The following is a 14,880-nucleotide window of genomic DNA, read 5'->3' on the forward strand; positions in this document are numbered from 1 at the left end:
TTCCATAATAGAAAAGATATCATTCTTTAAGCATCAATCCCTTTTGGAAATTATGATATTATCACTTCATGAATGACTTTACTCCTTTATATAATAGTGGATAAAAATTAATACCATGTTTTTTATTTCAATATCAATATGCAACTTTCATACTATCAAAAATGGACGCATATATTTCTATCGTCCTAACAAATAATAAGGGAGGTTCTTTATGGAAAATAGTTATTATCCATTTTTTAATTTACCATTATTATATGCCTATAATGCCCTTGAACCATTTATTGATGAAAAAACAATGTACTTACATCATGATAAGCATCTGCAAACTTATATTGATAACTTAAACGCTATTTTAAAAGACCAGCCAAAACTACAAAAGCTATCCTTAGAACAGCTGATTAAAATCGCAGGAAATTTACCGAAAAAACTACAAATATCTATACGAAATAATGCGGGAGGAGTCTATAATCATCGTTTCTTCTTTCAAGGAATAGCACCTCCCATAGAAAAAGAGCCAGAAGGGAAACTAATTCAAAAAATCAACTGCCAATTCGGGAGTTTTCATAATTTTAAAGTAGAGTTTAAAAAATCTGCGCTATCTGTATTTGGTTCTGGTTATACCTGGCTCGTATCAAATAGGTGCAAATTAAAAATGATTACAACCTCTAATCAAAATTGTCCTCTTGAACAAGGACTTTTCCCTATTCTTACAATAGACGTATGGGAACATGCGTATTATCTAAAACATTACAATGTCCGTAGCGGATATGTTGACGATTGGTTCAAAATTGTAGATTGGAATCAAGCAGAGCAAAATTTTCTTGGCATTTCGTTGCACAAGTCAATTTAAATAACGATTCCCAATTAAAAATTACTGATTCTATATCTTGCATGGATTGTTTGTATCTTATTTATTTCAATTATTTTTATGTAACTAATATTTTCACCATTTTTTAAGCTCAATTATGTTCATCATAATTGAGCTTTTTATTTTTATCTATTTAAATAAATTATAGCTAATTATTTAATTTTTTATTTATTTTTCTAAATTTTAATATGATTTTAATACAATCCATGAGAAATAAATTTACTCTTTACATAAAATGATGTTACACTATACTAGTATGTGGAAAGGAGAGATAGCAGGATGATTGAATTTAAAGGTGTTTATAAATCCTATAAAAACAAATCTGTTCTAGCAAATATCAACTTGACCATTAACGATGATGAATTCTTTGTATTAATTGGTGCCAGTGGATGTGGAAAAACCACCCTTTTAAAAATGATTAATAAATTAAATTCCATTGACCGCGGCGAACTGTTGATTGATGGAACGTCTGTGAAAAAAATAAAAGAGTCGGACCTTCCAAAACAAATCGGATATGTTGTTCAGGAAGGTGGACTGTTTCCCCATATGACAGTAGGGGATAATATTGCGCTTACTATGAAATTAGCTGGGTTCTCCAAACAAGATATTCAGAACCGTGTGGATGAAATGTTAGAAATGGTAGCTCTGGAACCTGGAATCTACCGTGATTTATATCCATCACAACTCTCAGGGGGACAACGACAAAGAGTGGGGGTTGCCCGTGCCTTTGCAACAGATCCTCCTGTCATACTGATGGATGAACCTTTTTCTGCCTTGGATCCAGTAACAAGGAATGAATTACAAGATGAAGTATTCCATCTACAAAATCGCACCCATAAAACTGTTGTGTTTGTCACTCATGATATGGACGAGGCAATTAAACTAGCCACTAGGATTTGTATTATTCAAAACGGCCATATTGTGCAATGTGACCGCCCTGAAGAAATTTTAAAACATCCAGCGAATAGCTATGTGGAAGAATTTATTGGTAAAAATAAGTTGTGGAGCAATCCTGAGTTTGTAAAAGCGGAAGACATTATGTTAAAGCGTCCAGTACAGGCTTCTGGGGAACGCACTGTAATTCAGGCAATTCATATTATGGGACACTATAACGTGGATAGCCTTTTAGTTACAGAGGATGGCAAATTAAAAGGCGTTGTTTGGATGAATGATTTACGTAAAATTAAAAATGACAATGACAAAATCAGAAACTACGTCTCTGATGATTACATTTCTGTATTTAATGATACCTCTTTGAAAAAAATCATATCTACCATAGATTATAATATTTCTGGAATTATACCAGTAATTGACCATGAATCCAATTTAAAAGGATTTTTAACCAAAGGTAGAATGCTTTCTATCCTAAGCCGTCAATTCACTCCAGAAGGTTCTTCCGAAGAAAGGAGTGGTATCATTGACTGAGTTTTTCCAGTTATTTATGGAGAAAAAAGGGGAACTACTACAGCTGTTCCTAGAACATATGAATATGACTGCATTGGCGGTATTCATTTCTTTGGCAATTGGTGTTCCAATTGGTGTACTTATTACCAGGAATAAAACGATTTCTAAAATTGTAATTGGAATTGCAAATATTATGCAATCGATTCCTTCCATTGCGTTATTGGCTTTTTCTGTACCATTTTTAGGAATTGGCACCAAGCCAGCGATTTTTATGGTCATTATTTATGCCCTGCTGCCAATTATTAAAAATACTTACACTGGTATTATCAGTATTGATCCCAAAACAATAGAGGTCGCAAAAGGTTTGGGGTTAACAAAATGGAAACGGTTGTTCCGAATTGAACTGCCAATTGCTGCACCATTTATTATGTCCGGTATCCGTATTTCTGCAGTTGCCGCAGTTGGTACCATGACCATTGCCGCTTTTGCAGGTGCTGGTGGATTAGGCTGGTTTATCAATTTGGGTTTAAATTCGCAAAATATTGGATTGGTATTATTAGGAGCAATTCCAGCTTCACTATTGGCTTTAGGAATTGATTTTCTGTTAGGGCGTTTGGAACACGCTGTTACACCAGAAGGTCTCATGCCAGCGGATCAGATACAGAATATTCCAAAGAAAAAACGCCGTTTGGAAAGAATTATTATTTTTTGCTTATGTGGTTTACTTGTGCTGATTCCTGCAATTACTACCCTATCTGAAACAATTGCTAGCCAAAATGAAAAAAAGATTACAGTTGCATCTAGTAATTTCACAGAAACTATTATTTTAGGGTACATGTACAGCGAACTAATTGAAGAAAATACAGACATTGAGGTGGAACAACGGTTTAATCTGAATGGTGGAATTGTTTGCTTCAATGCAATTAAAAGTGGAGATGCTGATATGTATGTGGAATATACTGGTTCCATCCTACCAAACTACCTCCATCAAAAAATAGAAACAACCGATCCTCAAGAAGTATATGACCAAGCTTCTAAAGCAATGAAAGATAATTATAATCTTCAGTTATCACAACCATTGGGCTTTAATAATACCTATGTTATGGCAATGAAACCAGATGTTGCAGAAAAATACAATGTCCATACTTTATCCGAATTGATGAAAGTTTCGGATCAATTACGGTTGGGTTGTACGGTGAATTTTGCTCAACGAGAAGACTGTTTACCGTTGATGGAAAAAACATTTGGAACTAGCTTCCAATCGGTGAATGGCTTGGAAGGAGCAATTCGATACAACGCCTTAGCTTCCAACGAAGTTGATGTCATTGATGCTTTTTCTACAGATGCATTAATTGAAAAACAGGGGTTAACCTTAATTGAGGATGATATCCATTTCTTCCCTCCATACTATGCAGCAAATGTAGTCCGTCAGGAAACATTAGATAAATTCCCTGAATTAGAACCTGTGCTAGCAAAAATGGAAGGATTATTTGATGAACAAACTATGCGTTCTTTAAACTCAAAAGTTGATATTGATGGAATGGACGCAAAAGATGTCGCTCATGAATTTTTAGTGGAAAAAGGATTGATATCAGCTTAATCTGTTTTCTGGCTTTATAATTTACTGATTCCAATAAGTGTTAGGATAAATTAAAACCAGTTTTTTATTTAGTTCATCAAAAAACACCGGTATTTTATACCGGTGTTTTTCTTATGGCAAGATTATTTTTTCCGTTTTAAAAATACAATTCCAGCTCCCGCTACTAATAGTGCAGCAGCCCCTACAATTGGAAATACATCTCCTGTTTGTGGACTATTCTGTCCATCAGTACTTGAAGTAGAATCTGTTGAAGATTCTGGTTGAGAGGATTCCCCTGGCTGAGATGGTATTGGTTCTTCCTGTGAATTTTCATACACGGTTTCCATTACATAAGGAGTTAATGTCACATCTGTTAAACCAAAATCACAAGTTTTATTAATAAAACTGAGTTTACTAAACAGAGAATCTGGGTCTGCTTCGTACAAAATACGATTGGACATTGTGGTTGTTAACTCAATTTGTATGGAGTTTTCTCCTGGTTGCAGATATTTACCAATATCCACTTGGTCACTGGATTGATTAATATGATGAATCTGATTGCCATTTACATAAATATTAGTAATCATATCATTGTTATGGGAGAAGTTCAAATAATATCCAGACGAATGGTTATCCCAGTTATCTGGAAGATTTATAGTAGTAGTGTAGGTGCCAATACCACTGACATTTCCCATTTCATCAACTTCCAATTTAGCCAGCTGTTCCGCTGTAGCTGGAATATCCTTCCACAGCCCTAAACCAACCGAGCCAAAATCCACTGTGGTCTTTTTGGAAGCAGTCAAATCCGTTTGGTTGGCTTCCACATCTGGCCCCCAACTTTCAATGGATAAATTCCAATCAGTCAAATTCATTTGTTCTGGAATCTCATCCACTGTTATGGTCTTATAGGTATCATCTGAAAATGCAGTATGATATTTTCCTGGCTGTGTTGCTCGAATTTCCATTCCGTTTTCTGTATAATTTACGGTAGTATCCGCATCGGTTGCCCATACAGAATTTGTTTCTCCAAACTCTTGCTGGTCATTGGAAATTGCGATAAAATCTGCTTCTCCAGCATCTAAAGTCACTGTCATAGAAACTTTATCATTCTGTTTTTGATAGCAGGCAATTGGTTCTATTTCCCCTGTCCAAGCATCCAACTGATATGGAACTCCTATACCATTAAAAGTAACATCAAAGGTAACAGGTTTTCCGTTATCATTATACAAGTAATAGTAGTTACTGCCGTCCGTATCCTGATGGAGGTTTACCCTTACATCTTTTTGGGAATAACTAGCGTTTGGAGAAAGCTGTTGTTCTTTTAATATACCAAACAAAGAATCCATATCCTGTACGAAATACACATTATCCAACTGCTGCATTTTGGATACAGTTTCTTGCAATTCACTGCTGGATCCGTTTATAGAACCTGTCTGGTTAGTATCAGAACCTTTTACTTTTTCCGGTAAGCTTCCCGCAAAAATAACAGGAAGCCCCTGTTGCGCCATCTGATAAAGTTTTTGTACTGTTTCCAATTGTAATGTATCCAGATTATCTACGATAAACGCTTTCGCCTCGGAACCATCTGCATTTAATACTCCATTGGTTACAGAACATTCTTCCATATTCAGAACACCCTCTGTATACACTTCATAAGTATACCCCTGATCCAACAAAGCTGTATAAGAAGATAAATCGTTTTCTCTTCCATCATTGGCTCCGGATAAGGATTGATGAGTCTCATCAAAAGCTGGTGTTAAAATCGCTAGATCAGCCTTTGAAATTCCAGATTGTAAAATTGCCTCTGTCCGTGCGATATAGTCAGAGAAAATATCAATATTCTGCCAGGAAATCTGACGAGTTCCCCAACAGTCCCCAGTGGAAACGAAAGTGGTCCATCCTGGCCATACATCGGCAGAATCTTTTCCGGGAACATTCCTATTTTCTGTATTTGGATAAGAATATCCATGGATAATGATCCTGTTTACACCAGCAGCAAATTCCGCATTGAGGGTAGCAACATCCTGTTTCCAGGTTAAGGTATATGGTGCACCATTTCCCAATGTTTCATCTGAAATTAAATTTTTTCCTGCTGTATGTACTCCTGTAGCAACAGTACGGAAACGGTCAAAGGATTTTCCAAACTCAATCGTTTCCCCTTCCGCTACGTCTACTGTGGCTGCTGCAAGCCCATGGTCCATAGAACCGTAATGGGCATAACTCTGGGTTTTTAACCCATATCCAAATGTTTTTGCCCAATCCTGTAGAGATTTTAAGTGCACATTATTATAAAGGTAATCCTCTACCAAACCACGGTCTTGGATAAAGTCCTGCTCATTTCCTTCATTAGATGTGATTCCATTTAACTCACTAAATAAGTAAGGTAAATATTTTGTCACATCATACCCTAATACTTCCTGGAACGAATTTAACATATCTTTATTCCAAAACATAGTAGCATTATTTGCTTCCAATGAATCCTCAAAGATATTGCCTCCGCGTTGCTGCATCAAAGAGATCAGTTCTTCATTTAAAATATTGTTGTTCCAAAAATCAATTAAAGTAGATACCCCGGTTTGGCTGTAACTATCCAATACCGTCCCACAGGTTGCAAATGATTTTCCGATTACTCCCATCTCTCCAAACGGACCAGATGGTGAAACAGTATCCCCTGTACCACGGCGGTAAAAACTAAATACAACCCAATCCCCTGCCTGGATATCATCACCAGTAGAAGGAGTATAACCATTTAATTCTGGAACAGAAGATAAATCGGTTTGATAATAATACTGCTGATCTTGCAATTTTTGTTTATCACCCCAGCCAGATACGTCCAAAGTAACACCGGCATTATGATATAACTGTTGGCAATATTCATCATCCGGGTTTGGAATTCCTGCAGGTGTTTGTTTTTCTGCTTGGGTAGTAAGATTGCTAACATCCTGCATGGTACTATTGTCTAATACTAATCCTTTTTCTGTTACCTCACTTACCTTTGCAATCGTAGCCGCTACAAAATGGTCTGCGAAAATAAAGGACTCCCCAGATTCTGTTGCCAGTTTGGTTTGAGGCAACGATAAATCGTTGATTCCTGTTGTAGTAATTTTTTGATAAGTCATCTGCAATTCCTGGGAAGCAGCATCATCGTTTGGATCAATCGTATCCAAAGCTGCTGGCCATTGGGTACATACCGTTAAATCCACATTAAATTCTCCTGGAACTGCGTTAGCTGCTTTGTACACCTTAATCAAAGCTTGTTGCCATGCTGGTGTCCCCCAACCATTGGTTGCAAGGTCACCTTCTACCCTACTATAAGGCACATGTGCAATTTCCACTCCGCTAAATCCAGCTTCCTGAATTGCTTTGAAATGCGCTTCCAATACTGATTGATCCACCGAAGCATCTGGTAACCAAAACCGGAACATTCCTTGGGCTTGGTTATCCGGATTACGGAACTTATCCACCATGCTAATTGATGAATCCTGTTCTGCAGCTGTTGCTGGCAGGCTTGCCGCTACTGTAGGTATCGCAACAGCCGCTGCAATCACACAGGCTAACATTCGTTTCAACTGTTTCATACTCTTCCTCCAATTTTAAAATCGTTTTATTGTTGATTCATAAAAATGAACTTGATTTTTATTATATTTATTTTTAACAACAAAACAATTGGAGGGAATTGTGCAAAAACTATGACAAAAATGAACTTAAAATACAGTATGACGGTTTTTTATTTCTTTTTCTGTGAAAATATGCTATATTTATAGTATCAAGAAAGGAAGATATACCATGAAAACCATAAACCAATATATCCAGGAGTGTTACCAACAATACTTAGAATCCCCGAAAAATGACCAGGATATTTTGTTTCAAAAGCAGCTAATTGAGCGGTTAAAAAAAGAAAACAAACAGTTTGGGCATGCAATTGTACCGGAAAATATTCCTGGTGGGATGGCCGTCCATTTTCATGGATTTCCACCAGAACCAGAATTGAAAGATATTTTGAGATGTTTCCACCGACATGATTATTTTGAACTAATTTATGTTTATCACGGAAATTTCTATAATCAGTTCCAGGATCAAACGCTACAACTCCATCAAGGAGATTTACTCTTATTAAATTCCAATGTGCTACACAGTGTTTACACCGAATGTAAAGAGGACATTGTATTCGATATTATGATTTCCCGCAATCTATTTCAGCAGTCGGCAGCTTCTATTTTAAAGGATAACCCGCTCTTTTCTTTCTTTTTTATGGACTCGCTGTATTCCAACAATAAAAATCAGCGTTATCTATATTTTGAATCGGGTAAATCTCCAGAAGCAACAAAACTAATTCATACCATTATTCTAGAATCCATCAACCAACGCCCTTGTAAAGATAATATGATGCAGGCAGCTTTAATGATGTTATTCGCCCATTTATCTAGAATGCAAACTGAAACAAAAGGGTTACCCCTTCATCAACAGGATAAAAACTTTAAAATATTTGAGATTATCTCCTACATGGATGAAAACTGTACCTCCCTTACTTTGGAACAATTGGCAGAAAAATTTCACTATTCCACCAGCTATCTATCCAAACTCATTTTACAAACCAGCGGAAAACACTTTGGAGAACTAATCCAAAAATTTAAACTAGAAAAATCTGCTTGGTATCTGACCCACACTCCCCTTTCGATTGGAGAGATTGCCAAAGCCATTGGATTCCAGGATGAGGCGTATTTCTATCGCTTATTCAAAAAACACTATGGCATTACGCCAAAATCCTATCGCAACCAGTCTATTGCTTATTAAAAAATTAATTATCCAATGATTGATAAATTTGTTTCCGTTTCCCTTTATAATAGAAATATCCTACCAAATCTGCCAATATCCAACCAATTGGAATAGACCACCAAATACCCACAACGCCAACAGCAGGGATAGCAGCCAGAATGTATGCCAATACTACCCGTGTTCCAAGGGAAATCACAGTCAGCACCACTGACATTCCAGGTTTCCGCATAGCGCGGTATAGCCCATAAAATAGAAACAAACAGCCAATACCACAGTAAAATGTCCCTTCAATCCGTAAGTACTGTACACCAATGGCGATAATTTCGGTTTCTTGAGGCTGAATAAAAATCAACATCAACCATTTCGCAAATACAAATACGCCAACTGAAATAATCACACAGAATAATAATACTATCTTTACCGCGCTATGGATTCCTTTTTGAATCCGTTCTGATTTTCTTGCTCCGTAATTCTGGGCAATAAAGGTGGAAAAGGCATTCCCGAAATCTTGTGCGGGCATATAGGCGAAGGAATCTATTTTTACCGCTGCCGCAAATGCCGCCATAACAGCAGTACCAAAGCTGTTTACTAGTCCTTGTACCATCAAAATTCCAAAATTCATAACAGATTGTTGGATACAGGTCAAAAAAGAATATTGGGAAATCTCTTTTACAGAGGCTTTATCCAAATACAAATGCCGTTTTCCAACCCTTAAAGAAGGACATTTCCATAATACATAGATTGTAATGCCAATACCGGATACACCTTGTGCTATCACTGTGGCAATTGCAGCTCCAGTAACCCCCCAATGGAAATCCAAAATAAACCAGATATCCAAACCAATATTCAACAGTGCGGACACTGCCAAAAATACCAATGGCACCATAGAGTTCCCCACCGCACGCAATAGGGATGCAAAATAATTATAGAGGAAGGTAAAACCGATTCCAATAAAAATCACCTGTAAATAATTCTGCATATAGGGAACAACATCCGTTGGTACTTGTAGTAACGAAATAATTGGGTTCATACCAACAAATACTATCACATTAATCACCAGCGCAACTAGGGCGATCAACAAAAACGAAACAAAGGAACTGTGGCGTAAGCGTTCCATATCTTTTTGCCCATATTGAATCGAAAAGACAGCCCCGCTCCCCATGCAAAGCCCTAATAATATAGAGGTTAAAAACGTCATTAAGGTATAGGAAGATCCCACTGCCGCCAACGCATTCGCCCCCAAAAACTGCCCTACAACTAAAGTGTCTGCTATATTGTAAAACTGCTGCAATAAATTTCCCAAAATCATTGGTACAGCAAATGCCAACATTTTTTTAGTAATATTACCTGTTGTCAAATCCTGTTGCATAAATTCACCCTCTTAATTACGAAACGATATTTTTATATTACGTTTTGTAATCATCATAATCTATTATCGAACAATTTGTCAAGTAATTTGATTGCAAAAATGAAAAAAAGGTTTATAATAAAGTAAAAGGAGGGATTCCAGAATGTTCTTAGATGGCTTGGACGAGTTAGACCAAAAAATTCTTACGCTGTTAATTCACAATGCTAGAATGTCCTATTCAGATATTGGAGAACAGGTAGGAATTTCCCGGGTTGCGGTAAAAATGCGTATTCGCTCGTTGGAAGAACGGGGCGTAATTGAGGAATATACTACAGTAATTAATCCACAAAAAATAAGTGGAGCTGTTTCCTGCTATTTTGAAATTGAACTTCACCCGGATTCCTTACAAAATGTGATAGATCAATTATATCATCATCCTATTGTGACCCAAATTTATCGGGTAACAGGAAAAAATAAACTCCATGTACATGCAGTCGCCGCGAATCAGGAAGAACTGGATCAATTTATTTGCGAAACCATCGACCATCTTCCTGGAATAGAACAGATTAGCTGCAATATTATCCTATCCCGCATTAAGGATATTAAAGGATTACGTCTTTAAAACGCTTACCTTCTTCATGAACTGAAGAAGGTATTTTTTATTTTTGGCTAGAATATAAATTATCGGTAATCCTTATCTATTTTACCTGAATATATTGACAATTTTCGTGAGAAACGGTATCATATAACTTATGAATAATCATCAAAATATAAAATATAAATCCGATTATAATTGTATCATTTGTTTGAATATATCATTTCTATCACAATTATTTTGTCGAAATTACTATTTTTCTCGATTCAAGAAGAGGAGGTCTCATCCATATGGCAGTAATTGATGTTATTAAATATGAAGGTGATAACGGTACGTTTATCTGGAAACATCCCCGTGAAGATTTTAATAAACTTTCCCAGTTAATTGTACATGAATCCCAAGAAGCATTATTCTTTATGAATGGCCAAGCTTTGGACCTCTTTGGTCCTGGCCGTTATCCATTGGAGTCACAAAACATCCCACTGTTGAATAAACTGGTTAAAATTCCTACTGGCGGGGAATCCCCTTTCCATTGTGAAGTCTATTTCATTAATAAAACTGAACAGATGGCGATTAAATGGGGGACGGATAGTAAAGTCCAGTTTATGGAGCCTACCTATCAGTTCCCAATTCAGATTGGTGCTTGCGGGGAGATGAGCCTACGGGCAGAGGATTCCCGTAAACTGCTCTTAAAATTGGTAGGAACAGAAACTTCTTTAGATCAGTCCAAATTAGTTGCTTATTTCCGCGCATTTTTAATGACAAAAGTAAAAACCTACTTAGCGCAGACGATCAAAGAAAAACAAATTAGTATTTTTGAGATAGATGAGCATCTCAGTGAACTTTCTACAGCATTACATCAAAAATTAATCGAAGATTTTTCTGACTATGGTGTTGCGCTGGAACGCTTTTTTGTCACAACGGTAGTAAAACCAGATGGAGACCCTGCTTATGAGCAATTTAAATCACTGCATTTCCGTCAATATGCAGATGTTGCGGAAGCAAAATTGCGCCAGCAGGTAGGAATTATTGAACAGCAGACAGAAGCCCAGAAGATTATCATTGAATCCCAAGCAATCGCACAAAAACGAGCACAGGAAGGCTATACATACCAGCAGGAACGCGGATTTGATGTAGCTGGGAAAGTAGCGGAAAACGAAGCTGTTGGCCAGTTTACGAATATGGGGATTGGATTAGGAACCATGGCTGGCGTTGGTGGAGCTGTCGGCGGTGTTGTTGGTGGCGCAATCAATGATGCAATGGGAACCCTTAACCCTCCTACTTCATCCAGCAATACAGCTGCTATTGCATTAAAGTGTCAAAAATGCGGAGCTTCCCTACCCAATGGCGCAAGATTCTGTTCAGAATGTGGAGAACCTGTTCCAACTGCATCCGATGATACCATTATTTGCCCCGCATGCGGAAAGGCTGTTCCAAAAGGAAAATTCTGCTTGGAATGTGGCCATAAATTAAATACAATTTGTCCTAACTGTGGTGCAGAACTTCCAGACGGAGCAAAATTCTGCCTGGAATGTGGTGAGAAACTGTAGGAGGTTTGGCAATTATGAAAAAAAATACTTTGGTAGAAATAATAATAGCCCTGGTTGGCTTAATCGCATTTAATATTGTGGCGTTTTGTGTACCACATCTTCCAACACTTAGTTTTTGGATTGGATATGGCTTTTGCTTATTGGCTTTTGTTTTAGAAATTATTTTTTCTGCTCTTGCGTTTGGAAACAATAAAAAAACCTCTTTTATGGGATTGTCAGTCATCCAGCTTTCTTCTATCTACCTTATTTTACAGGTAATTTTCAGCTTTGTTTGCATGTTTGTTCCTGTAATTCCAGGTTGGGTTGCATTGATTGTCAGTGCAGTTTTAACAGCGTTTTTTGTTATTCAAATCCTTTCTGTATTCATTACTCGAAATATTGTTGGAGGAATTGATGAAAAAGTGAAAAATCAAACTATTTTTATTCGCTTTTTATCGGTAGAACTGGAAACCATGGCTGCCAAATCTACTGACCAAGCTATTTCTGCAGAACTTTCAAAAATAAAAGAAGCTGTCCGGTACAGTGACCCAATGTCCAATCCAGCATTGCAGGAGGTAGAATCCAGAATTTCTGAGCAATGCCGTATTTTAGAATATGCAGTGACATCGAACCAGCTGGAACAGGTAAAAATGATTTGTAACCAAATCGGACTTTTATTAACCGAGCGAAACCAAAAATGCAAATTACTAAAATAAGAAAGATACACTGTTGAAGTTCAACAGTGTATCTTTCTGCCTACCTTTTTAGGCGTAATACAATCATCTTTGGAGGGAATTATTCATGGCAATTTTTAAATGTAAAATGTGTGGAGGGGACCTTAATGTTACCGGGGAAACTGGAGTAGCCGAATGTGAGTATTGTGGTACCCAGCAAACAATCCCAAAACTAAATGATGAAAAACGGATGAATCTTTATGACCGCGCCAATCATTTCCGCAGAAATAATGAGTTTGATAAAGCGATGTCGATATATGAGTCGATTTTAGAAGAAGACCACACGGATGCAGAAGCATATTGGTCATTGATTTTATGTAAATATGGGATTGAATATGTAGAAGATCCCTCTTCCCATAAACGAGTTCCAACCTGTAACCGCACCCAGTTTACTTCCATTTTTGACGACGTAGATTACCAATCCGCTTTGAAATACGCAGATCCAAACCAAAAAAGGATTTACGAAACTGAAGCAAAAGCAATTGATGAAATTCAAAAAGAGATTTTGGAAATTTCACAAAAAGAGGAACCCTTTGACATTTTTATCTGCTATAAAGAAACAGATAATCATGGAAGAAGAACTCCAGATAGTGTATTAGCAACAGAATTATACCATGAGTTAACTGAAATTGGATTTAAAGTATTCTTTTCCCGTATTACACTAGAGGATAAACTGGGTTCCGCTTATGAACCCTATATTTTCGCAGCCTTAAATTCTTCAAAAGTAATGGTGGTACTGGGAACTCGGGCAGAGTATTTTAATGCTGTCTGGGTAAAAAATGAATGGAATCGTTATTTGGCATTAATCCGACAAGGGGCAAAAAAGACCTTAATCCCTGCATACAAAGATATGGACCCCTATGACCTCCCAGAAGAATTCTCCCATTTGCAGGCATTGGATATGTCTAAATTAGGTTTTATGCAAGACCTGACCCATGGAATCCAAAAACTAGTAGAGCCAGAAAAGGAACAAGAGGATGATACTGCTACCAATGGTGTTACCGTAAATTCCTTGTTAAAACGTGCGCACATTTTTTTGGAAGATGAAGATTGGGCGTCCGCAGATGAATACTGTGAAAAAGTATTGGATATGGACCCAGAATTTTCGGATGCGTATATAGGTAAACTTCTGGCATTTTATCATTGTAAGACAGAACAAGAATTAACTAAGCTTTGTATTCCCATTGAGAACAACAATAATTTTGAAAAAGCTCTCCGTTTTGCTGACCCAGAAACAGCTCAAAAACTAAAATCCTACCAAGAACAGACCTTAAAAAATTATCATTATCAAAAAAACGAGGAAATCTATCAACAGGCAATGGAACAACTAAAGTCTGCAACCCAATCCCCTGCTTTTATCCGTATCATGTCAATTCTAGAAAAAGTTCCTGAACACAAAGACGCAAAAGAAAAGATACAATTTTGCCAGGAAAAAGTTTATCAGTCTGCAATTCAAGAATTTCAAACTTCATCTACCGTAACATCATTTCATAGCGTTCTATCTCTTTTAGAAGAAATTCCGGATTATAAAGATGCAAAAGATAAAATTGAATTATGTAAGGAAAAAATTGAACAGGCTCGTTATGTTCCTATCTATTCTTCTGCAAAAGAATTATTAGAGAGTAATAATCTAGCTGATTTACAAATTGCCAGAGCGAAATTAGAAAAAATTATTAATTATTTGGATGCTAAAGAATTATTAAAACAATGTGAAATAAAAATTACTGAAGCAGAGAAAAAAATGCAAAGAGAAATAGAACAGCAATACCAAGAAAAACTAAGACGAAAAAAGAAAACCACAACAATCTCTATCCTTATTGTAATTTTATCTGTTTTAATTACAATAGGTATTATTATTTTTTCTGTTGTCATTTCTCCATCCATGAAATACAATCAAGCAATTTCTGATTTTAATAATGGAAATTATCTGGAAGCAGCCGAACTTTTTTCAAAAGCAGACTCCTATCAAGATATCTCTCACTATTTATAAAATTGTATCGAAAACCTCAACGGTCAAACGGTTACATTTGGCAACTATCCTCAGACT

10 protein-coding genes are annotated in these 14,880 nt (G+C 36.7%); 8 read left to right on the forward strand and 2 right to left on the reverse strand.

Annotated features, from left to right (window positions below; translation table 11 throughout):
* The first annotated feature begins 211 nt into the window (after positions 1-211).
* The 3 genes from BQ2683_RS12285 (at position 212) to BQ2683_RS12295 (ending at position 3,872) form a co-directional block, all read left to right on the forward strand.
* A complete protein-coding gene (locus tag BQ2683_RS12285; protein WP_069989294.1) occupies positions 212-850 on the forward strand; it encodes a superoxide dismutase in 639 nt (212 codons plus the stop codon).
* A gap of 297 nt (positions 851-1,147) precedes the next feature.
* The gene (locus BQ2683_RS12290; RefSeq protein WP_069989296.1) at positions 1,148-2,293 is read left to right on the forward strand and encodes an ABC transporter ATP-binding protein; all 1,146 of its coding nucleotides are present in this window, start codon (positions 1,148-1,150) and stop codon (positions 2,291-2,293) included.
* The gene (locus BQ2683_RS12295; protein WP_235843922.1) at positions 2,277-3,872 is read left to right on the forward strand and encodes an ABC transporter permease/substrate-binding protein; all 1,596 of its coding nucleotides are present in this window, start codon (positions 2,277-2,279) and stop codon (positions 3,870-3,872) included. Before BQ2683_RS12290 ends, BQ2683_RS12295 begins: the two co-directional genes overlap by 17 nt.
* A 122-nt stretch (positions 3,873-3,994) precedes the next feature.
* On the opposite strand, the gene BQ2683_RS12300 is transcribed toward BQ2683_RS12295, so the two are convergent.
* Positions 3,995-7,429: a glycosyl hydrolase gene (locus BQ2683_RS12300; protein WP_069989298.1), complete on the reverse strand. Its 3,435-nt coding sequence runs from the start codon at positions 7,427-7,429 to the stop codon at positions 3,995-3,997.
* A 208-nt stretch (positions 7,430-7,637) separates the two neighbouring features.
* Between BQ2683_RS12300 and BQ2683_RS12305 the strand changes: the two genes are divergently transcribed.
* Positions 7,638-8,645 (forward strand): AraC family transcriptional regulator, encoded by a 1,008-nt coding sequence (locus BQ2683_RS12305; protein ID WP_069989300.1) that lies wholly within the window; start codon positions 7,638-7,640, stop codon positions 8,643-8,645.
* A gap of 4 nt (positions 8,646-8,649) precedes the next feature.
* Here BQ2683_RS12305 and BQ2683_RS12310 read toward each other — a convergent pair whose 3' ends face one another.
* Positions 8,650-9,996, reverse strand: a complete 1,347-nt coding sequence (locus BQ2683_RS12310; protein ID WP_069989302.1) for an MATE family efflux transporter — start codon at positions 9,994-9,996, stop codon at positions 8,650-8,652.
* 142 nt (positions 9,997-10,138) lie between these two features.
* Between BQ2683_RS12310 and BQ2683_RS12315 the strand changes: the two genes are divergently transcribed.
* The 4 genes from BQ2683_RS12315 (at position 10,139) to BQ2683_RS12330 (ending at position 14,823) form a co-directional block, all read left to right on the forward strand.
* A complete protein-coding gene (locus BQ2683_RS12315; RefSeq protein WP_069989304.1) occupies positions 10,139-10,597 on the forward strand; it encodes an Lrp/AsnC family transcriptional regulator in 459 nt (152 codons plus the stop codon).
* A 263-nt stretch (positions 10,598-10,860) separates the two neighbouring features.
* Positions 10,861-12,120, forward strand: coding sequence for an SPFH domain-containing protein (locus tag BQ2683_RS12320; protein WP_083256489.1), 1,260 nt, complete (start codon positions 10,861-10,863; stop codon positions 12,118-12,120).
* Positions 12,121-12,134: 14 nt separating this feature from the next.
* Positions 12,135-12,815 carry a hypothetical protein gene (locus tag BQ2683_RS12325; protein ID WP_069989306.1) on the forward strand — a complete coding sequence of 227 codons (681 nt, stop codon included), beginning with the start codon at positions 12,135-12,137 and terminating at the stop codon, positions 12,813-12,815.
* A gap of 85 nt (positions 12,816-12,900) precedes the next feature.
* Entirely contained in the window at positions 12,901-14,823 is a 1,923-nt protein-coding gene (locus BQ2683_RS12330) for a toll/interleukin-1 receptor domain-containing protein (RefSeq protein WP_069989307.1), read from the forward strand.
* Positions 14,824-14,880 lie beyond the last annotated feature (57 nt).

This window comes from Massilioclostridium coli, assembly GCF_900095865.1.
In the GTDB taxonomy this organism is placed as follows: domain Bacteria; phylum Bacillota; class Clostridia; order Oscillospirales; family Ruminococcaceae; genus Massilioclostridium; species Massilioclostridium facile.